This window comes from Candidatus Cloacimonadota bacterium, from assembly GCA_020532085.1.
Lineage (GTDB): Bacteria > Cloacimonadota > Cloacimonadia > Cloacimonadales > Cloacimonadaceae > Syntrophosphaera.
This window is the reverse complement of the sequence record JAJBAV010000028.1, coordinates 16,926-37,527: the sequence shown is the minus strand read 5'-3', so window position 1 is coordinate 37,527 and position 20,602 is coordinate 16,926. Positions and strand designations below refer to the sequence as shown.

At 55.7% G+C, this 20,602-nt stretch carries 20 protein-coding genes and 1 pseudogene; 5 read left to right on the top strand and 16 right to left on the bottom strand.

Annotation, left to right across the window (positions count from 1 at the left end; all coding sequences use genetic code 11):
* Window positions 1-404 precede the first annotated feature (404 nt).
* Genes LHW45_08210 through cas2 form a run of 4 tightly spaced genes read left to right on the top strand, consistent with a single transcriptional unit; the run spans window position 405 to window position 5,011 of the window.
* On the top strand, window positions 405-2,279 hold the full coding sequence (locus tag LHW45_08210; protein ID MCB5285554.1) for a CRISPR-associated primase-polymerase type A1: 1,875 nt from the start codon (window positions 405-407) through the stop codon (window positions 2,277-2,279).
* Between the two features lie 22 nt (window positions 2,280-2,301).
* Entirely contained in the window at window positions 2,302-3,591 is a 1,290-nt protein-coding gene (locus tag LHW45_08205) for a hypothetical protein (protein MCB5285553.1), read from the top strand.
* Window positions 3,592-3,593: 2 nt separating this feature from the next.
* The gene (cas1, locus tag LHW45_08200; GenBank protein MCB5285552.1) at window positions 3,594-4,640 is read left to right on the top strand and encodes a CRISPR-associated endonuclease Cas1; all 1,047 of its coding nucleotides are present in this window, start codon (window positions 3,594-3,596) and stop codon (window positions 4,638-4,640) included.
* Between the two features lie 41 nt (window positions 4,641-4,681).
* Window positions 4,682-5,011, top strand: coding sequence for a CRISPR-associated endonuclease Cas2 (cas2, locus tag LHW45_08195; protein ID MCB5285551.1), 330 nt, complete (start codon window positions 4,682-4,684; stop codon window positions 5,009-5,011).
* A 187-nt stretch (window positions 5,012-5,198) separates the two neighbouring features.
* Here the strand turns inward: cas2 and LHW45_08190 are convergent, their stop codons facing one another.
* The 9 genes from LHW45_08190 to LHW45_08150 all read right to left on the bottom strand — a co-directional run bounded on the left by LHW45_08190 (window position 5,199) and on the right by LHW45_08150 (window position 13,760).
* The gene (locus tag LHW45_08190; GenBank protein ID MCB5285550.1) at window positions 5,199-6,242 is read right to left on the bottom strand and encodes a hypothetical protein; all 1,044 of its coding nucleotides are present in this window, start codon (window positions 6,240-6,242) and stop codon (window positions 5,199-5,201) included.
* Between the two features lie 11 nt (window positions 6,243-6,253).
* The gene (locus LHW45_08185) at window positions 6,254-6,919 is read right to left on the bottom strand and encodes a hypothetical protein (GenBank protein MCB5285549.1); all 666 of its coding nucleotides are present in this window, start codon (window positions 6,917-6,919) and stop codon (window positions 6,254-6,256) included.
* Entirely contained in the window at window positions 6,916-7,359 is a 444-nt protein-coding gene (locus LHW45_08180; protein MCB5285548.1) for a hypothetical protein, read from the bottom strand. Before LHW45_08180 ends, LHW45_08185 begins: the two co-directional genes overlap by 4 nt.
* On the bottom strand, window positions 7,335-8,855 hold the full coding sequence (locus tag LHW45_08175; GenBank protein ID MCB5285547.1) for a hypothetical protein: 1,521 nt from the start codon (window positions 8,853-8,855) through the stop codon (window positions 7,335-7,337). The genes LHW45_08180 and LHW45_08175 overlap by 25 nt, the downstream gene beginning before the upstream one ends.
* A gap of 44 nt (window positions 8,856-8,899) precedes the next feature.
* Window positions 8,900-11,836 (bottom strand): hypothetical protein, encoded by a 2,937-nt coding sequence (locus LHW45_08170; protein ID MCB5285546.1) that lies wholly within the window; start codon window positions 11,834-11,836, stop codon window positions 8,900-8,902.
* A gap of 105 nt (window positions 11,837-11,941) precedes the next feature.
* Window positions 11,942-12,295 (bottom strand): hypothetical protein, encoded by a 354-nt coding sequence (locus tag LHW45_08165; GenBank protein ID MCB5285545.1) that lies wholly within the window; start codon window positions 12,293-12,295, stop codon window positions 11,942-11,944.
* A 174-nt stretch (window positions 12,296-12,469) separates the two neighbouring features.
* Window positions 12,470-13,027, bottom strand: coding sequence for a hypothetical protein (locus LHW45_08160; GenBank protein ID MCB5285544.1), 558 nt, complete (start codon window positions 13,025-13,027; stop codon window positions 12,470-12,472).
* A complete protein-coding gene (locus LHW45_08155; protein MCB5285543.1) occupies window positions 13,027-13,380 on the bottom strand; it encodes a hypothetical protein in 354 nt (117 codons plus the stop codon). Before LHW45_08155 ends, LHW45_08160 begins: the two co-directional genes overlap by 1 nt.
* Window positions 13,377-13,760 (bottom strand): hypothetical protein, encoded by a 384-nt coding sequence (locus LHW45_08150; protein MCB5285542.1) that lies wholly within the window; start codon window positions 13,758-13,760, stop codon window positions 13,377-13,379. The genes LHW45_08155 and LHW45_08150 overlap by 4 nt, the downstream gene beginning before the upstream one ends.
* Before the next feature lie 749 nt (window positions 13,761-14,509).
* Here LHW45_08150 and LHW45_08145 point away from each other — a divergent pair.
* Entirely contained in the window at window positions 14,510-14,677 is a 168-nt protein-coding gene (locus tag LHW45_08145) for a TetR/AcrR family transcriptional regulator C-terminal domain-containing protein (protein ID MCB5285541.1), read from the top strand.
* 332 nt (window positions 14,678-15,009) lie between these two features.
* On the opposite strand, the pseudogene LHW45_08140 reads toward LHW45_08145, so the two are convergent.
* From LHW45_08140 to LHW45_08110, 7 genes and pseudogenes are all read right to left on the bottom strand, one after another.
* Window positions 15,010-15,450, bottom strand: a pseudogene (locus LHW45_08140) (XkdF-like putative serine protease domain-containing protein).
* Window positions 15,451-15,544: 94 nt separating this feature from the next.
* Window positions 15,545-16,732 carry a hypothetical protein gene (locus LHW45_08135; GenBank protein ID MCB5285540.1) on the bottom strand — a complete coding sequence of 396 codons (1,188 nt, stop codon included), beginning with the start codon at window positions 16,730-16,732 and terminating at the stop codon, window positions 15,545-15,547.
* Window positions 16,729-17,130 (bottom strand): hypothetical protein, encoded by a 402-nt coding sequence (locus tag LHW45_08130; GenBank protein ID MCB5285539.1) that lies wholly within the window; start codon window positions 17,128-17,130, stop codon window positions 16,729-16,731. The genes LHW45_08135 and LHW45_08130 overlap by 4 nt, the downstream gene beginning before the upstream one ends.
* Window positions 17,127-17,603, bottom strand: a complete 477-nt coding sequence (locus LHW45_08125; protein ID MCB5285538.1) for a hypothetical protein — start codon at window positions 17,601-17,603, stop codon at window positions 17,127-17,129. The genes LHW45_08130 and LHW45_08125 overlap by 4 nt, the downstream gene beginning before the upstream one ends.
* On the bottom strand, window positions 17,603-18,058 hold the full coding sequence (locus LHW45_08120) for a hypothetical protein (GenBank protein ID MCB5285537.1): 456 nt from the start codon (window positions 18,056-18,058) through the stop codon (window positions 17,603-17,605). The genes LHW45_08125 and LHW45_08120 overlap by 1 nt, the downstream gene beginning before the upstream one ends.
* A 94-nt stretch (window positions 18,059-18,152) precedes the next feature.
* The gene (locus tag LHW45_08115) at window positions 18,153-19,031 is read right to left on the bottom strand and encodes a hypothetical protein (protein ID MCB5285536.1); all 879 of its coding nucleotides are present in this window, start codon (window positions 19,029-19,031) and stop codon (window positions 18,153-18,155) included.
* Entirely contained in the window at window positions 19,028-20,578 is a 1,551-nt protein-coding gene (locus LHW45_08110; GenBank protein MCB5285535.1) for a hypothetical protein, read from the bottom strand. The genes LHW45_08115 and LHW45_08110 overlap by 4 nt, the downstream gene beginning before the upstream one ends.
* Window positions 20,579-20,602 lie beyond the last annotated feature (24 nt).

Genomic DNA, 20,602 nt, shown 5'->3' with positions numbered 1-20,602 from the left:
TAGAGTGACAAAATATGAGCCTATCTATTTTGTCAAGAATTATTTGCAGATTTCAAAAACTACTTTTTGATCCTAAATGCTCTTACTTTTTCACCAGACCCTGAGGATTATGTGCAAAGGTCTTATATTAATAAAACCAAGAGGGCTTGTCCGAAAAGGGTTGCGGCGACTTCGTTGGAGAGCAGGCATAAAAATTTGTCAGGAATCAAGTCAGACTGTTCACATTAAACAACAGAAAGGCAGATCCAACATTGTCATTTCTGCCATTGCGTCTTTGGCGAAAGGTGGAAGCAGTTCACAACTATTGCTGATATTTGCTTGCAAGCTATGCTATAGATCTGAAAACCGGGCTTCAGGAGAGATTCCATGAACTATCTGCAGCCCTGACTCATTAGGAGGTATAGATGACAAATCCCAATATGTTGTTAAACCAAGGTACACAGGCCGGCACGCTTCCGAGCGATTTTCACGAGTGCCGGGTCCGGTTCAACCGCAGTTTTCTCTCTGAGGATTTGGAGTACGCTGGCCAAGCCTGCAGTGTGGCCCAAAACCTTGCGGACCTTGATGGCGCGGAAAAAGAGGAATTGGCTCGCTGGTTACTTATGCTGGGGCGTATAGACGAAGCGCTTGCCCAATTGTCTGACATTCTCTCGGAAGATCCTAAAAACCATTCCGCCGCCTTGCAGAAGGCAAGGATACTCAGACTCCATCATGTTGCCTCAGATTATCTTGAATTTATCAATTCTCGCCTGGAGTCCTTCCCGGACCATCGGCCCTATTATCTTGATTGCCGGAAGCATTGCCGGGACAATGACGACCGGGAACAGGCAGGCAAATTGGAGGAACTAGCGGCAGCAAACGGGGTGTTATTGCCATCAGCAGACAGATCAGCAGCTGAATCTAACCCCGGAGATGACGCGCAAACTTCGGATTTTTCCGAGGCGGATCTGCTGACAATGCTCCGCGTCTTCCGGGGCAGAGAAAACTGCCATGCCCGCCAGTGGATCTCCGACGACGGAAAACACGGCTACAATCCAGTGCATGAACCCCTTAACATAAACCACTTACGCAACCACCTACTCGGCATCCAGACGATCGGCGTGTATCAACTGGACCTGGCCAACCGGGTAAACTGGATCGTCTTTGACCTTGATCTTAACAAGTCGCACCTAGATGACTTGCATGACCAGGATTTCCGGCTTTGGCTGGAGAACGGCTACCAGAGGGTTACATCCAATTTCCGCGCCGTGCTGCGGACTTATGGTTTGGAGATGAATCTGGAATTCAGCGGCTACAAAGGCTATCATATCTGGATCCTGCTGGAGGAACCGGTTTCCGCAAAATTCGCCAGGAGCCTGGCTCAGAGGATAGCGGCACAGGTGAGTCTGGAAAACCTGCCGCTGGGCATAGAGATATTCCCCAAACAGACCCGCGCTTCAGCGGCAAACTATGGCAACCTAGTTAAACTGCCTTACGGCATCCATCGCTTGACGGGCCTGCCAAGTTCTATGCTCGACGAAGATGGCAAGCTGATTGGCTTTCAGGATTTTGTGCGGAACGCCAACAAAGTTTCAGCTTCCACGTTCCTTTCGGCGCTGTATTCTTTGGATCCGGACATTGTTAATGTTTCAGTTTCCGCAGAACCGGGGCAAGAAGACGGTAGAACGGAGGACGCAATCGAGATTGGGGCGGACCCGGAAACAGACCCCGAATGGCTTTGCCTCAAAGAAAACTGCCAAGCCCTTTGGAAGCTAGACAGCATGGTTCAAAGCAGGAGTGAACTGACAGCGGGACAGAAAAACGTGCTGCGCTATACTTGCGGATATCTGAAAAACGGCCCGGCAATCGTCAATTCCCTACTGCGCAGATTACCCGGCTATGATTCCCGGGACCTCATGCGCTCGGCCTTCCGGGGCAACTCGATGGGCTGCCCCAAGATCCGTTTGCTGCTGGGGGATCTGCTCGAAAAAGGGACATGTAACTGCGAATTTGGCGACGCGCAAGCAATGTATCCCACTCCTTTGTTACATTTGAAGCAGTTGGAAGACCGCAGGCCCGCGCCGTTGCGGGAAAACGATCTGAAGCTGAGAGAAATGGTCTCAAACTATCTGAAGTTGAAGAAAGACAGCCAAACTCTCTCAGAACGGTTAAGCGAGGCTGAAACAGATATCCTGACTGCGTTTGCCGATGCCGGAGTAGATGCGATAACAACGCCCTATGGAGTTCTGACCAGATCGGGCAAACCTGATGATGCTTCATTGGTGCTTAAACTTAAATAGCAGAAAATGAAAGGATGAAACCATGAACCTTAATCAACGCAAAGAGCTATTCTTCCAAGCTGAGGAACTTACGAACAGCGGTAATCCAACCGCGGCGGCCGAGCTTCTTTCGAAGCTGTACAGCGAATCAGGCGACAATGGGGATTTTCCCCTAGTTTACAAGCTATTGTATACCCTGAATAAATCCGGAGATTATCCTCGGGCGATCGAGCTGGGTCTCAAGGCTTGCGCTATGCCGGGCGTCTGGGATGGCATCCGCCAGAACACTGCCTGGTGCATGTATTTCCACTATTTCAAGGGAGCAGGCCAGTTAGGCGGAGCTGACGCGGTGGAGCATCTGGAAAAGATGGAAGCTATTTTTCCTCAAAGACAGGGTCTTCATCCCCTGCCCTTAAGCGTTTTTGCCCTGCTCAAAAAACATCCTGAATTCCCCCCAGTGTTTGTGATACAACTCTGTCGGTTATTGGACCCCTTCATGCTCAATCCAGAGCCCTGCCCATCGCCCAACGGAGGCAAGGATTTGCCCTCAGCAAGGGAACAATACACCTCCATCCTTACCAGGGCGCTGTATTCGTCTGGCGACTATTCCGAATGCCTGAGATTGTGCGGCGAAACCCTGGAAAACGGGATTCAACTTTCATCGGGGAATGGGATCTGGTTACTGCGCCGGAAAGCCCTCTGCCATTTCCGGCTGGAAGACCTAGATCAGGCCATGGAAATGTTTGAGAGCATCATCAAGATAAAGCAGGATTGGTTCCTGCTGCATGAGGCCGCCGAAGTGGCATTCAAGCTGAAGCGTCACAGCCAGGCGCTAAGCCTTGCTGTCCGGGCCGCTCAGTCTTTCGGGGACACCGAGAACAAGATCCACCTCTGGGAGTTGTTGAGGCAGATTGTCTCCCGGGAGAAGCAGTTCGACCTTGCCCTGGCCTTGTTAAAGCTGAGTGCCTCCATCCGCAAATTCAAAGGCTGGAAGATCGATCAAAATCTGTTGCGGGAGTTAACAGACCACAACATCTCCTTGGATACGCTGCCCCATTTTATGGCGCTGCGTGGCCCGATCATGGATGCTTTGGATGATATGATCCACCGTGATACCCCTTGGTTGACAGGAAAGATAGGCAAGCTACTGCCGCATGGTAAAGCCGGCTTCATCCTGTCGGGGAAGTCTTCATACTATTTCCGGGTCAGGGATTGCAGGATGTCCACCGCGAAGCTGGCTGCGGGGCTTGCTGTCAGATTCCATCTCCAGGCTTCTTATGATCCTCAAAAACAGCGGGAAAGCCAAAAAGCGGTCAATATCCGCCCGGCCTGAGTATGTCAGTTGTTTACATTGCCGATCAGGGAGCCTCTGTTTGCAAACGGGGGGACAGGCTTCATGTTTTCAAGGGATTCCATCTCCTGCGCTGGTTTCATACCAAAGACATTTCACAAATGATCATCGTGGGCAACATAACCCTTACCACTCCGGTCTTGACCTATCTCCTCAAGCACAGGATCGACACAGTATTTCTTTCCTATTACGGAAAATTCAAAGGCCGGCTGGTGGGCGAATTCGGCAAGAACGTTCAATTGAGAGTGGCTCAGTACCAGTTCCTGGATTCCCAGACTAACCGGGAACAACTTGCCGCCACCTACATTAAGGGGAAACTGGACAACATGCAGGAGCACCTCGGCAGGAGACTCAAACGCAACAAAAACATGTTGATCTCGGAGGCCATCCTTAGGAATCAGGGTATCATTGAGAGGCTTACCGGAGCCTCAATTGACCTGGACAGCATCCGGGGGTATGAAGGAATAGCTGCAAAAAACTATTTTACCGCCTTCCCCGTCCTGATAACAAATGAGGGATTCTCCTTTTCAGGCCGCAACAGACGCCCTCCCCGCGATGAAGTCAACGCCCTGCTGTCTCTGGGTTACACTTTCCTGATGAACCAGGTAATGGGGGCTACTTATGTTTGTGGATTGGACCCCTATTTCGGAGCTTTGCATGATATCGCCTATGGCAGGCAGTCACTCGTATTGGACCTGATGGAAGAATTCCGGCCACTTGTCGACAACCTGATCATCACCATCATCAACCGGAAAGAAATTAGACCCGGACACTTTGTTTACAACGCTTTGCCTGATGACGAAGCAGAGGAGGATGGCTTAGATCCCGGTACTCGACTTCTGCCGGTCTCCCTTAATCAGGATGGCATGAAGATAGTGATCACATCCTTTGCCAAAATGGTTAACTCCCGTTTTACTTTGGAACAACCTGCGGGGGATTGGAGCCTGAAAGACATTTTCCTTCTCCAAGCCAGAAAACTAGCCGCGCATTGTCAGAAAAAGAAAGATTACAGCCCCTTTGCCTGGACATAAGTTTTTAGAGATAGCCTGATGATGGAGAAAAAATGGCCGACATGAAACTATACCTGGTTTGCTTTGACATAGTCTCAAACAAGATCAGGCGTCAGGCTGTAAAATGCCTTCTCAAATACGGAAAGCGAGTGCAAAAAAGCGTGTTCGAATGCCTTCTGAACGAACGGCAATTCCCCCAGATGAAGTCGGAACTGGACAAACTGATCAGGCGCGAAGAGGACAGCATCCGCTATTACCTGTTATGCGCCAACTGCGCGCGCAACGTGGCGGTATCAGGTTTGGGAGCATACACAACAGAGGAGAAACTTGTAAGAGGTCACTTATTCTTGCATACAAGGTCACCATTCTTGCATAAAGGGTTTTTCCCATAGATACAGCTCCGCCTACAGCTGCATTTTTGTCATCTGCAGCTATAGGCACGAGGTCACGATTCTTGCAATTTAGGTCACCATTCTTGCATACCATCCTTTTTTACGAGAGTGATTTTGCATGACAGAATATGTAAAGTATATCATCGTGAAGGAGCCCATGAAATTAGATGCGTTTTGGCGTTAATCATCATTCGAAAGTAGTGTGGAAGGTGATTTCGAAGGATGCCCATTCGCCCGCCTCGATGGTGACGGGGATCAAGAGTTTTTTGCGGAATATAAGTATTTCGGGCGCGCCCGAATACCGTCCAACCGCTCGGCCTCCGATACCTATTTCGTTGATTACCACCGCCTCCGCAGTGGTGTTTTTAATAAGCCGCGACATGGTAAAGCGGGGGTCATTATCATCGTATATAGCGGCACCAAACACGGTCTCAGCGAACTCCAACGATGCAGTGGTCAGGCGAGTGCCCAGGTCGTAGAAAGTAATATCCTCCGCGGCGTCACCAGTGCCGACCTGAAGGCCAGTTTTAGTGTAAGAAATGTTGTAATTCCAGCGGTAATAATTGTTGCTGTCATACGGACCGGTGGAAGTCCAGTCAGCATTATCAAAGGTCTTTATCGTGGGTATATACGCCGAAAAAGTGCTGGCCAGCATGCGGGTAAAGTTGCGAGGCCAGACAGAGGACAAAGAGATAACCAGGGAGAATTTTTTGGTGGCATCTTCCGGAAAAGTGTAGTCGATTTTGTCGTGGGAGAAAAGATAGTAGGTGGCGCCTTCGCTGAAGGTTAGGCCGATCTCGGTGATGGCGAGGTTGCCACCGGAGATATTGGTAAAGTGCTTGGCAAATATGATCTGGGAGGTGTTGTCATTAGTGTCTTCGACCAGATCGACGAAGAGGGGGGTGAACTCAACATCGTCGGCGGTGAGCGGGGTGGCCAGGGCATACATGGTTGAGGCGCGAGAGGGTGCGCCGGTGCCGAGGATGATGCCGCCGTTGAGGTAACCGGTGGTGAGGCTTTGGGCTGGGAACACCCCCACGACGCTGTCGGAGGAATTGACAAGGTTTTCACCGGACGCTCCCTTGACAAAGCCGTTTCTAAAATGGCGGATAAAGTTGTTTGTAAACGAATCAAAGCGGATCTCCCTGGGGTGGGAGCCGTCGAGATCGGAGATGATGAGGCGGGCGTCGATGGCCTGGCGGAAGCCGATGCGGGTTTTACAGGTTTTCATATTTTAGTCCTTTATTCGGGATCGGTGGGGGCAGGGACGGAGAGGGAAGCCATCTCGCCTTCGTCCAGGTAAAGGCGAACTGCGTCGGCGGCGGCGCGGACGGAGAGGGAGGCCATATCCCCTTCATCCAGGTAAAGGCGAACTGCGTCGGCGGCGGCGCGGACGGAGAGGGAGGCCATATCCCCTTCATCCAGGTAAAGGCGAACTGCGTCCGTGGGGGCTGGCACGGAGAGGGCAAAAGAAAAGAGGCGATCGACGTTGTCGAAGTCGATGAACTCGGGGGCGTCGGCCCAAGCGGCGCGAAAGCGGGCGGTGGTTTCGGCAGTGTATTCGCGGAGATCATCGGGGAGGGGCGGCAGGGCCTCACAGGTGACGGGGAATTGGAGAAGGCCGGTGCCCTGGTAGGTGAACTCAATGTAGAGCTGGCCGGGGGCGGTGAGGAAGCTTAGGAGGGTGGAGTATTCGGCTGCCGTGAGGATAAATGTGGCGTCGACGAGATGCTCGAACCAGGGTCCGCGGCGGTGAATGAAAGAGGGATCAAAGGCGTTGGGCTTTTCCACTGAGTAGCGCTTGGTGGGGGTGTAATCCACGCGGGTGGCGTCAAAGCGGAGATAGGCGGCAGAGGCGTCCGGATTGACACGGCAAAGGCGGATGGTGGTGGGAGTAATGGGGATCATGGGTGAATGTCCTCGATGCCGGCCGGAACCTCGTAATCATCCCAGTCGATGGGCGCGAGGGTCTCGTAGCTGGAGACCAGGGAAAGGGAGGTTTCGGCAATGTATTCGCGCAGATCATCAGGAAGGGGCGGGAGTTCCGAGACGGAGACGGGGAGCTGGAGGACTTCGGTACCGGCCCAGGTGAACTCTATATAGAGGGCGCCGGGGGCGGCCAGGAAGTCGACGAGAGCCTGATAATCAGACGCGGCCAGGATAACCGTGAGGTCGATGCTGTCCTCGTGATAGACGCCGACGCGGTGGCTGAACCAGGGCATGGTCTCCGGGCTGGGCGTGGAGCGCCACGCCAGCTTGGGCGCGTAGTCCACGCGGCAATCGGGCAGCGTGAGGAAGGAGGGGCCTGTGATCCGGACGCGGATCAATCGGGCGGCGGTAGTTTCCAAGCGTTTATCTTCCAGGAGTCGTTTACAAAGTCGGGCTGGATCTCGGTGACGGCGTAGAGTTCGCCATCGATGGAAAGGATAGAATGAAGGTTGAGCGGGTAGGTGTCCAGGCCGAGGATCTCGAGATCGGCGACCCAGCGGGCAGAGTGATATTCGTTTAGCCAGGCGATGACCGTGGCGGAGAGAACGTCGCGGGTATCGCCGGCGAGAACGGAGAAGGGGGATTCGTCGAGGGGTTCGTAATCGAGGCGGGATAACTCCAGGGAGAGGAGGTCCGCCGCGGCGATGGTGACGGCCGTGGTACTGGGCGCGGGCTTGTTCAAAAGGCGGAGATTGCCGTCCGGGTCCGAGACGACGGTGGCGTTGTTCATGAGGAGGGCCGCGTGAAGGACGGAGAGGCAGTTGGTGGTCTCGGTACCGGCGCCGACGGGGTAAAAATCGCCGAGGTGGAAATAGGTGGGGATAAGGTTGCCAGAGACTTCCAGGGCCACGGACTCATCCTCGGTGTAATTCAGGGAGTAGTCGGTGTCGCCGACCGATTCGTCCGGATCCACCAGGTCGGGTTCGATGATGGACCAGGTCTTGTTTTGTTCGGCAAAAAAAGAATCCAGGGCGGAATCGGCGGCCTCTCCGGCAGCCACGGAGTCCTCGAGGAGGACCCAGCCGGAGCTGTGGGTGTGGGTATGTTTGGTGTAGGCGAGGCCGTTGAATATCTCGATGATGACGGCCTGGGTCTGGAAGCGATAGCGGTCATAATTGCCGCTTTTTTCCGCGAGTTGGCAGCGGCGGAGGAGGAGATAGAACTCGACGCGGTTGCTGCCCATGGGGGGCGTGTACCAGCCCATGGCGGTGGTGGTGAGACCGCCGGAGCCGGTGGTCCAGGAGTAGGCCCAGCCATCGGCGTCCGGGGGCAGGGTGAGGATGGCGGAGACATCGATGGTGTCCAGGACGAGGGGATCAGGATCCGGCTCCAGGAGGGGCTGGGAGAAGTCCGCACTGGAGACGGGAAGGTCGATGGAGAGGTCGAGCTCAATCCTGGTGATGAACATCTGGAGGATCTGGGGGAGGGTGTAGCCGCCGGTGGCAATGTAGAGAGTGGCAAAATCACTGAAGAGCTGAAGGAGCTTGGTTTTTTCGTAACAAGTGAGGGTGAGGATGCCGGCGGCGGGAGACCAGGAGAGGGCGGAGGTGTCGATAACGCCGGTGAAGATAAGGGGGTCGTCGCGGTAGACCTGGACTTCGTAGTGGGAGAGATAGCGGTCGTGTTCGTAGTTTCCGCTGATGATGTATTCAGTGATCCAGGCGTCCGGAAAACACTCGATGACGAGGCGGCGGGGCTCGCGGAGGTAGGAGCTGGAAGAGGCGAGTTTATCCGGGGAGAGGGTGAGGGAAATGATTTTGCGATCGGCGGCGGTGTCCGTGAGGGAGTGGACCACGTCGGGGTAGTCGACGGCGTCAGTTTTGCCCTGGACAAAGTCAATTTTAAAGAGGTTCATTTAACGCAACGGCACAGAGACAAAAGGAAAGGCGGGAGTGAGCATCAGTAGGTGGAGCGGAGCTTTTGGCCGCGTTCGGTAAGTTCAGCGATCTTGACGGGGTGGTTGGCGAGGGGGTCGACGGAGACATTGACGACTGGGCGGTTGCCAAGGATGGCGGTTTTGAGGGCGCGGATCTCATCAATCAAAGTGTTGTTGGCGCCGGATATGGGTACCATGCCACCGGTGGCGTACGCAAATATGGGAGTGCTCGGCATCGGCACCACCGGCATCGGGATACGGGCAATAGCGGTCCGTATGGTATCGAGTGAAGCGGTGTTGATAAAATCAAAAAATCCTCTACCTAAGCTTGCCACCCGGTCCTTACGGATAATGTACTCACCGCCCTCCGCCTCGATATCAATGCCGCCCTGGGCGTGGCCAGGACCCACCAGGTATCCGCCCCAAGCGGCCTGGGGCTTATATTGGGTTTCAGAAATCTTTTTTACGTTTACATAGCCGGCGACCAAGGCAGCTGCAGCGGCGGCAATGCCGAGTCCGGGACCGACCCCTGGGATCCCAGCCATTGCTTTGTATGCGGCATTAGCCGCAGACAGAGCATCGACAATTGCCTGGGCGATTGCGAGCCCCTTCCAAGCCCTAAACCCTTTTTCAGATTCCTGGTCCATAGAGTTGGCAAGATCCCCCAGGATGCCGGATACCCCACCGAGCATCTGATCGGCCATTTCGATATTGAGCTTGAGGATGGTGGCGTTCTGCTGCTTAGTTATCTGCTCTTCAGTGATGCCGGCGGCGATCATTTTAGCCTTGCGACGGGCATAATAGCGCTCAATGGCTTTTATCTGAAGGTCATAGGACCTGTTGGATATTTCGAGACTCCGGTCCGCAAATTCCTCTTGTAACTCGGAAAGATCTCCCCACTCAGCCTTCTCCTCGTCAAGGGCGGCGATCCTCTGCTTCACCAGCTTATTATGCTGATCAGTTGATAGCTTTAACTTAGCTACCTCAATCTCAATTTGGTCTTTTTTCCACTCGTAATATCCAGCATCGGCGAATTTAACCTCTTCATAGTACTGCTCTGTTGCGGCCCTTTGCGCCTCCAACTGCTCAAACAGACGCCGCTTGGTCTCCTCGGTGACCTTGTCATCCTGGTCCTGTTTCCACTGGTCCAGATCCTCGATTGCCTTGATCTGAATATCTGAACCTTCCGCGCTGTATTTTTCTATCAGCGCCAGCCGTCTCTCATATTCCTCCTGAGTCTTGGTCGTCTGGTCCTTGGTATACTCGTCCAACTCCTTAACCATGCGTTCATATTCTTTTAGCTCGGCATCAGCGGCGTCTAAGATTGGCTTGATAGGCGTGCCGCCACCTCCGCCTTTGCCTCCGTCTCCAGAATCAAACGATAATAAGTCTGGCAATCCCAGCATGGCCTGCCTGTAAGCTTCCCCTATCTCATTCATCTCTCGTTTAGCAGCTTGTAAACGGCCGGTCAATGCCCCAAATGAGTTGATCTTTTTATCAAGCTTGTTCCATTCACCGTCGTTGCCAAAGTATGTGGCAGGATTGAACCCCATGGCGTTGTCGTCACTGGTCATAAAATCCCAGTCGATCGTCCCCATAAGTTCTCGTCTACGGGCCATCGCTGCGTTGTAGTCAGCCGCTCCAGCATTAACTTCAACTTGAAGCTCCGCGACCTTTCTCAGCTGGGCATTGTACTTCTCGCCATAAACTTCAGCCACCTTCTTCTGGACCAGTGCCTCCGACACCGCCGAAAGAGCCGAGGCGAGTTCATTGTACGATGCTGTTTCCATGTTTATGTTGGTCAGATAATCGCCATACTGTTCATTCATCGACTTTATGACAGTCTTCATCTCACCTTTGCTTTCAGCTGTTTGGTCAGTCCGTGATTTAAGCTCGAGCAAGCGTGTGGACAATGTCTTGAACTTTTCCGCCTCGATAGATATCTGGGTGTTTGCATCTGTGATCTCATCGGCTACAGTCCGTTGTGAATCAGCCACCTGATCCGCCGATGCAGCATAAGCGCCGTAGGCCATAGCCCCGGCGGTAACTGCGCCGGTAACCAGGGAGATGATGCCCACCACCGGATTGATGGCGGTTTTTAAAGCAACCACCGCGGCGGTGACCGCGACAATCGCCGTTGCCACGGTAGCGATCACCGGCACGGCCATCACCAGCCCAGCGATTACGCCCTTCAATACTGGATTCAGCCCGTTAAAAGCATCCATGATGGCCTTAAGCCACTTAAGCAAGGGGTTGAACACCTGGGCCAACATGCCACCCACATCTTCCTGCACGTCGCCCCACATGTTGCGGTTCTGAGTGCGCAGATCCGCGAGCGCTGTGGCGGTGCCGCCGTAGTCCTCACCGAGCTTTTCCACCAGATAGGAAACGCCTTCAATGGCCAGGCGGTCTTTATCCAGCTCGATGCCATGCCGGCCCAGCATTTCGGTATGGCCGTTCAAAGCGCGTCCCATGAGGTCAAAGGCCGATTCCATTGTCATGCCGGTGGCTGCGGTGGCCTCCGTAAAGTCGAGCAAATAGGGCGTGAGCTGTTTGATCTCATCAGTGCTAAGCTTGAATGTCTGGCTCATCTTGGCGAACATGGATAGCATCTCTTCATCGCCAAAGTTCGTCACCGACTGCATTTCCGACGCGTACACAGCCATCTCCTTGGCGGAGTCGCCAAACGCCACCGAGGCCAGCGTCAGAGCTCTGCGCTGTGCGAGCTCCGCGTCCAACAGCGCGTTGATTCCGGTGGCCAGTCCCTTCACCGCGGCCAGGGCGCCACCCACGGCTACCGTGATGTCGCGGATCGAGGCCAGCGCCGTGGATGCGTCCACCCTCAAAATGGACGGGCTTTCAACGCGGTTTTTGGTGGCGTCAGCCGCCGTTTCCACCTGCCTCAGTTCGCCGGTGGCGTTGCCTGTGTCGATCCTTAGCCTAAATGTCAGTTCAGCCATTCGCGGCCTTCCTGGCCCGCTGGTGGGCTATGCAAAAGCGCAGATACAGGTCCGGCAGTTCTAAGGCCGCAAAATCAGCCGCGCCAAAGCCCAGTTCGCGCAACGTCATTTCAAATTCTTCGAGGAGGTTCTGCTCTTTGCCGGAGCCGCTGGACTCGCCGCGGATCTTATACTTTTTAGCCAGCCGGCGAATTTCGGCGAACTGCTCCTCATATATGCGAAAAAATCGCTGATGTACTCCATTGCCTCGATGGCGTCCATGCCGTCCGGGTCCTGGCCCGATAGTATCCGGATCATGTCCTTGTCGATGTTTGATTCCACGATCATGTCAATGACCTGGCCCTCATTGATCTCCACGCTCTGCCCGCTCAGCAGCTGGTCCAGCTTCAGCCGGATAGAGCCCGTGGTCAAGGTCAAAGCCAGTATCTCGCGCAGTTGCGCGTAAGTCACTTTATTCATCTCAATCCCTTCATAATATGCCCCGGCTGAACGCCCGCAATAGAGGCGGCGCGGCGCTCGGTAAGCCGGGGCTGGTTAAGTGCAATGTGTGCGTCAGGACACCCGCTCGCCGCGCCCTGGAGGTTAGCGCGGCGTGAGAGAGGCAGGTGCCCGTTCGCGTTTCAAACATCGTTATCAGGTGCCAGCGGTGGCGGGAATGTCCTTGTAAACATACACCCGGTCGCTGGTGGCGCCGGTAAACTCGGTGCTCAGCTTCACGTTCCAAAGGCCGTCCGTGGTGCCGTCCCAGTCGACTGCCCATTTCATCCCGTTGAAGATTATCACGCGGTCTTTTTCGGTGTTCTGCATGAACATCGTGACGGTGGTGCCGGTGAAGGCTGTGGATTCCAGGAAGGCCTTTTGGAGGTTGCTGATCCCCACCAGGCTGATCTCTACTGTGGTGGTGCGCTTGCCCGCGACCTTGTAATTGCGTGTCTTAAGCGCAGTATTTTTGGATTCGACCTTGGCGGCGGCCTCGGCGAGCTCGCCGAGGACATCGAAGTAAGAGGCCAGGTTGGAGGCGATGGTGGCCTGGTCGCCGGTCATGGCGGCGAGGTCGGTGGCATCGAGGGTGCCTTCGGCGACGTAAACGTCGTCACCGATCATTTGTTCGATGAGCTCGTCGAAGGCGAGGTCGTCGGCATCGGTGCCGGCGGGGAAGGTGGTGAGTTTTTGGACGGTGGTGATGGCCATCAGAATACCGCCTTGATGAGTTTTTGCGCGCCGGCGAAGAGCCATTTGCGCTGGGTGTAAACGAACTCAATGGCGCCGCCGATCGTGCCGAAGACCTTTTCAAGCGTGGTTTTTCGCTTAGCGGGGAGGGCAGAATTGACGCGGGTTACCGCGAGCTGTTTCTTTTCGTGGTTCTCCAGGGATTTGGTGGCGGGCTCGTTGTTGATGTCCTGGATGACGTCGAGGATGATGGTGAGGATCTGGATAATCTTGGCCTTATCGATCTGCTTTTTGACGAGGAGACCGAGGATCCAGACGATGACGGCACCGAGCAGGGGCATGATGAGGGCCTGGTTTTCAATGATGAAGTTCATAATTTTCTCCAAATGATGTTGACCACGCAGGCGGTGCCAGCGGCCGCCCTCCGGATGTAGAACTTAGTCATCTGTTTTACCGGGAGGGTGAAGGCCGTGGCGGCGGGGATGGCGGCGTAGCGTTTCAATCCGCTTGTTTCAGAGTAGAGCGAATCAGCGCAGATGTGGGCCGCACCGGTGCCGAGGATGATCCATGCTTCCGCGGCGTAGGCCGGCACGGTAACGCGGGTATAGACGGTGTCGGCGGTGCAGTTCACGGTGAGGGTGGTGAAGTTGTCCGGGCCCTGGATGGGGACGCGGCGGGAATCGAGGGACATGGCCTGGGCGGAGAGGCCGACAGCCAGGACCAGGATCAGGATCAGGAGGATGGTGCGTTTCATGTGGTTATGCTCCTTTTGTTTAACTGCCGTCGGCTGCAAGGAATACCTTCACAAAGCCGTCGACGTAGGTGATGCCAGGTCGGACGCGGATATACCAGTGGAATTTCCAATCTGAACCGTGATGCTCTACCTTCAGTTCAGCGTCTGTCCGGTAGCCGAGGATGATGAACTTGGGCAGGCCCACGATCATGTAGTTGTCCGGCATGTAGCGCGGTTTCACGGGGATTCCACCAAAGAAGACCTTTCCCCCTTCCAGCAGGAAGCGGTCACCCGCCCCCGTCTCACGCCGGGCCAGCTCGGCGCGTAGGCGGATCTCGTCGTGGTGAGAAATGTAGAACACGAAGTTCGACTGCTCCTCCAGTACGTCGGCGCTGAACGCCAACAAGGCGGCTTCAAAGCGGTCGGCATAGAGCGGGTAGAGCTCGGTGTCGATGGCCGTCACGGCGGTGGGAGAGGCTTCCGTGGCGAGTTGGATCACGCCATTGAGGGCCTTCAGAACGCCGGGGCTGGCGTCGCGGTTGCCGCTGAAAAGCAATTTCCGCAACGCCTTGGAGGTTTTCTTCGCAATGTGCTGCTCGACGTAAGCGCCAAAGGCGGCGTCGCCGTATTTGTCTTTATAAAACTCCACCACATCGCGGCCTAAGCTGAACTCTCCGGTCAGAATGCCGGTGGTGCAGGTGATGTCAGCAGTGCCGACAGCCTGAGCAGACGCGGGGGTATCCAGTGCGTTTGTCAGCACTAAATCGGCAATAACGCCGGCGTCGATCTTCTCGTCCTTGATCAAAGGCACGACGGTGATGTCGTTGAGGGTGTCATCATCCAGCCCACCCACCACTTCATCGATAAACAGACTGGTGGTGTTGGCGGTGAGGATGTTCATGGCCGCCCCGCTGTCCACGTCCGCGATGCCTTTGTAAAGCTCGATTTTGGACGCCTTGACCAGGACTTTATTGCCGTCGACTATCACCTCACGGTCGATAGCCGCGCCATCCCCCGGCTCTCCCTGGATTTTGGCACTGATGGCCTTGCGGATCTGCATGGAAAGCTCCTTGACTTCGCTCGTGAATGATTTGATGAGCTCTTTCGTCGCGGCGTTCTCGTCCGCGTTCTCAAGCTCGTTTATTCTCTTTTCCAGGCTCTCCACCACCTTCGCGCTATCCGCGCTGGGGTTGGCGCCCAGGCTCTTCCGGATATCTTCCAGCTGACCCTTCAATTCCGCCACCAGGGCGGCGTTTCTCAGGTTGCCGGAGTCCTCGGCCATGCCGGCGATGCTCACGCCGTTGAACTGGCCTTTCTGCACCTTCTGCCACAGCGGCGAGCTCAAATCTTCGCACTTTAGCACGGCTACCCAGCTGCCCACCTTGCTGTTGGGGAAATGAGCGGCATCCTCGGCCTTGAGGATGTAGCTCTCGGCGATCACGAACTCTGGGACGGGCTGGTTGTTGTGGTTCACATCGTTGCGCCCCACCAAGCCCTGTTTGGCAAAGTGATACGCGGCTTTCTTCACCTCTTCTGTGGTGTAAGTGTCGCCCTGGGCGTCGATGGTGTCGGGCTCCATCACTGTCACGTACAGCAGGCCTTCATTCCCGACGGTCTCGGCCTTGAATTTCTTGGCGGTCGCGCCAATGGTGCGGTAGGCACGCCCGTCGGCACTTTTGATCACGGCTCCGCGCTGATTGGCTGGCTTCATGTCGTCAAATAGCAGACTAATCAAGTCCACTTCAACGTTGCGCAGCTCGCCCTTGCGGACCCGCTTGCGTAAGAGTTTCATCTCTTGCTCCTTTTTAGTTGTTGCGGAGGCCGCTAAAGAGCCTCTCATCAGTTGTTTGCAGTTCCTGTGTCAGATCGCCGAAATCAAAGGCGCCCGGCTCGGTCTGCCATCCATACTCATATTTGAACTCACTCGCGATCAGCCCCGCCAGCCGCTGCTGCAAAGGCTTCACAACAAATGAATAGAACATCTGCATGTCGCTCGTGTTATCACCGCCGAGTTGGCCGGGAATGAGCTGCGAGACAACCCGCGCCGGTACCCGGTGATAGGCGAAGATTCCTTCTCTCAGGTCTTTCTTCAACGTGATGAACCCGCCCTCGCGGTCCTGCTGCCGCAGCGGCTCCAGCCTGATCTTCACGTCTTTGTTCTCGCTCTCGATCAAAACGGTGCTGTGGCTCTTGGCATTGCCCTTCACCTCGCCCAGCACCCGTTCGATCTCGCTGTAGGCGTCAGTCTCCACTTCGTTGCCGTCATCGTCGGTAACGGTGCCGTCGCGCAGGGTGCCGCCTTCCACGATCACGAAATAGTCGATCATCAGGCCGTTCAGGAAGTTATTGTAATCAAAGGTCTTGATCTCCCCCAGTATCTCGATATTCATGGCGATGGGCAGGCCGGCCAGGCCCCAAGCCTCGCTCTTGTGAGTGCCCTTCTTCATGTGGATGATGTCGCCGTAGGCAAAGTCTTTCTTCTTGTTGTTCTTCACCTGGATGTAATTGGGTTTGAAAAAGCCGAACTCATCATAGTTCTCCACAATCTGCATTTCAGAGGGCAACAGGCGTTCCAGGCCCACCCAGTCGCCACCCGTGTTGCGCATCTTGGCTAAAAAACCGTTGCCGCAAGCCAGATAGAACTTCACCAGCTCGCCCAAAATCGAGGCGAATGTCTCGCAGCCGGGGAACTGCGCGTTGGCCAGCCAGCCATTAATCCGGCTGTCGCTCACGTCGCACTGCATCACCGTGGCCATCGTCAGCGCGTCAATGCAGCCGCTGTGATACTCGTCTGTGTCCAAGAGGTCCAGTAGCTTACTCATGCTGTAGGGGCTCGCCACCGTCTTCTTGGCCTCCGCGGCCTTGCTGACGATCTGCTTGCCCACCCGCTGGCACTTGCTCAGATCTGGCTGCTCGTTGCGATACTTGCGCTCCAGCAGATCAGCGGCGGTGCTGATGGCCAGGCGTTGTCCGGCCAAACGGATAATCTTCATGCTCCCGCCCCCGTGCCGCTCCGCAGCAGCTCGATCATGGCCACGCGCACCAGGCGAGCGCCGTCGATCCGGCTGGTGTAATATTCCACCCTGGGCAGGTCCCTGCCCAACTTTTCAAGGTAACTTGCGCGAAAAGACTCTTTAAGCCGGTATATCTCGGCGTCCGGGTCGCTCACTCCCTGGGCGTTCACGATCAGGTAAACGATCCAATTAAGATCCGTGTCGGTAAAGCGTCTGGCCGTTCCGTTCTTGCCTGTCTCGTCTCGCAAGATAACTATCGCCGCGGGCAGTTCCTTCGGAATGTCGTCTTTGTTATACAGCACTGTCGCCAGGCCGGCGGTCGCGAGAGCCTGCCGGATCGCTTCGCGCTGATAAATCATCTTTTCGTTCGGGGTCACAATCTTACCTCAATGCTGTTTAGCTGCTGATATATCCACTGCTCCCGGTTGTTGATCACTTCCTGGTATACGTTGCGTGCCGGGATCCCCTCGCGCCTTATCTTGCCGCGGATCATGTATGCCATCTGCACAGCCGATAGCGCCTTGCCGGTGGCCTTGTCTGCCCAGGACAGGTTCTTGCGCTCAACCCAGGCGATCAATGGGGCTATAGGCGTCCAGCTTGGCACTTTGCCGCCCAGCACATAGGGCTCGTGAGCCACGTTGGAACCAACCTGCAGCGTCATGCCGTCATTCTGGACTGTAACAACGTAACCAGCGTTGCGATAAAAATCGCCCTTGTCGTATATCTTCTGTTTCAAAATCTCGCGCCGGGCATCCCGGTCTATCACGCCGCCTAAAAGGTGCAGTTTGCTTTCCAAAGCGTCCAGGATCGCATGGTAAATAGAGCGCATGATCTCGTCCGTATCGGGCATCAGATCACACCTATGCGGATAATCCGCGCCTGCCGCGGCTTCAGTTCGTCCAGGCGTTCCAGCCCCGCCGCGCTCAGCCACGTGCGCAGCTGCTTCAGCACCCGCAGTTCCAGCCTGTCCTTGAAAGCGTCAATCTCACCGCCAGTGAGCAGCTCGGTAGTCGCCGCGTCCATGCCCACAACCTTGACTATCCCCTCGCCCACCGTCTTCAAATTCAAAAATTCCAGCGCGCTTCTCAGCATCATAAACGCGTATGCCACCCTGATCGCCTGGTATCCTTCGTCTTCGGCTGCCATGTCGCCCACCGCGTCCGCGTAGGTGTCCTCATCCAGCAGCTCAGCCAGTTCGGCCAGCACCAGGCCCGCGTGCTCGCCCCATATTGGGTTCCGGGACAGGTCTGCCGGCAGATTCAATATCGTCACCAGCTCGGGTCCGTCGATTGGGATCGCGCTCATATGGTTACCTCTTGGCTGTTCATGGCTCCATTCCTCCGCGGCCACGCCTTCGCGTCAAATCCTCCTGCCCACTCCTGCCACACTTTTTTCACGCTCACTCCACAATCTCCGTTTCTGTCCGGCATTTCCAGTGAAACGGCGGAAATGGCGTGTACGCTCCGCTCACGCCTGTGGGATTGCCCTCCCTGTCCCTCTCGATCTGGCTCGGCTTCACCCATGGTGCCACCGCCTTGATCCGCTCCCGCGCTTCCTCCAGGCCTTCTGCGTTCACGTCGATCTCCATCAGATTGTCCCTCACCTCCAAAGCCACGTCCAGCGGATAAAGCTTGTTTTGGCTCACCAGCGCCCAGCAGATCTCACTGGTGCGGTCATCCATCGGATTGACCAGCCGGTAGTATTTCACCCCAGCTTTTTCATATCCGGATAGCCGCCCAAACTCACGGATCCGCAGCGCCGTGTGTTCTGCCAGGCCCTGCCAGTACAGATCTCCCTTCTGGCCCAGATCGTTGAACTGGTCACGCAGCGCGTTGGCCAGCATGTCCTTGGTATAGCCCTGCTCGATGGCCTTGGTCAGCGTGTCCCTGAAGTCCTGGCTGATGTCCGCCCCAAAATGCTGCCCGATCCAAAACAGGTTCTGGTTCTGGATCTGCGCGGCCAGCTTCTGGTCCGCTATCCCCCACAGGCCAATCCCGATCCGCTCCTGGGCGCTCGTCTTCACGTCCTGCAGGCCCAGTCGCAGGCTGCGCTCCACGTATGCCTTGGTCTCCTGGCTCACGGCCATCATGAAGTCGTTGCCAAGGTTCTGGTTGATCACGTCCATCAGCGCGTTCACCCGCGCCTGGTCCACCCGCTCCGCCGCCGGCAGCTCAGCCAGCATCGAGATCGCCATCAGCGCGCTCTCCCTCAGCTCCTTCTTCCAGGCGTTGTTCAGCACCCGGTAATACTCCAGCATCAGGCTGTCAAAGTAGTTCACCAGCTCATCCTCCGCACCTTCACCCGGTTGCGCCCAATGTCATATTCGCGGAACCGCTCCAGGCATCCGGCCAACGCGTCCGGACCATCCAAATATCCATCCGGATACGTAAGGTACTGGCTGATCAGGGTCGGCGTGTCCTGCCCCTCCGGGAACAACACCTTCGCCGTCTCGATGATCGTCTCCGTCCTCTCGATGCGCAGATTCTTGTTTTCCTTGTTGTCTATCCGCTTGATCCGGTGGCTGATCGGAGGCAGATGGTTGTCCGTCGCCCAGCGGTCAAAATCAGCCAGGATCCTGCCCTGGCCAAAGGTGGTCTCACATGCCGCCCGCGCCTTCACCCTGTATATCCGGTCCAGCTCCTGATACGCGTCGTAGTAGTACTTGAAAAACTTCGTGTTCTCCGTCTGCCGCACCCATGCATGTAATATATAAAACCTCTCCCCGTCGTAACCTATGGAGATCACGGCCTTATAACAGCCCTTCTCGCCCCAGGCTGGATCCGCGTACAGCCACACCCGCTTCATCTTCCGCGGCTCCGGCAGCCGGCGCCACCGCGTGAACCAATCGTTTTTGAAGATGTTCCCCTCAATCACGGGCTGCCCCAGCATCTCCCGCTGGTAGCCCGTGTGCCCGAATTTCTGTCGCAGCTCGGCCAGGCTTTCACTCGGATATTGCTCTTCCCAGTGGCTGCGCCCCCGCGAATCTTCCAATGAATAGCGCAGAATTGCCCGCTGTGGAGTTTTTAACGCGGTTTGGTGCCCCAAGTCCATTTCCGGGTGATCGGCCCGAATATCGCCTGATATGAGCGCCTCAAATTGACATATCGCGTAGTTGGGGTGTACCAGGTTGCCCAGCCAGATCACCGCGCCCGGTTCCGCCGGGTCCAGGGCGCCTGCCAGTTCCTGGGTGATCTTCTCCATCTTCCGGCGCCCTATGCTCTGGTTTCCCATGTTCTCGTCTTTGTCGATGTCGTCACACACGATCAAGCCGGGGCGCATCGCTGTCCTTGGGTTGATCGTCCCCCGGTGGCTCTGCTTGATGCTCCTGGCCCTGATCCTCGCCTTGTTCTTGAGGTAATAGTCTTCCTTCTCCGTCTCTGTCGGCGTCAGATCAGGCCAATCCGTCAGCAACCGCCGATTGTTCTGCAATTCGTGCAAAGTAAAAGCGCTCCGCTCAACAGCCAGATCAAGGTCGGCAGCCGTGTGGATCACATAGCGTTCGCCCTTGATGATCATCCAGATCGGGTAAACCACGCCTATCAGCACCGTCTTGCCCAGACCGCGGAATCCCGTGATCCCGATCACCCCGACAAATCCGTGCGTATGCTCGAACATCTCCTTGTGGAAGCTGCACCAGGGCTTGGTAAACACATGTGGAAAGTAGGTCTCACAGAAATAACTGAAGGCCGCCCAGCCCTCGCCGGTGGCCCTCTCAATGCGTTCGTCACGCAGCGCTGGGCTATCCTGCCGAAACGGCTTGATGTGCTCGGTCTTGGCCGCGATCTCGGCCAGGGCCTTGTGTTGGCGCTGTATGAATTTAGGCATGATTTACGCCATTGGGTTCATGAT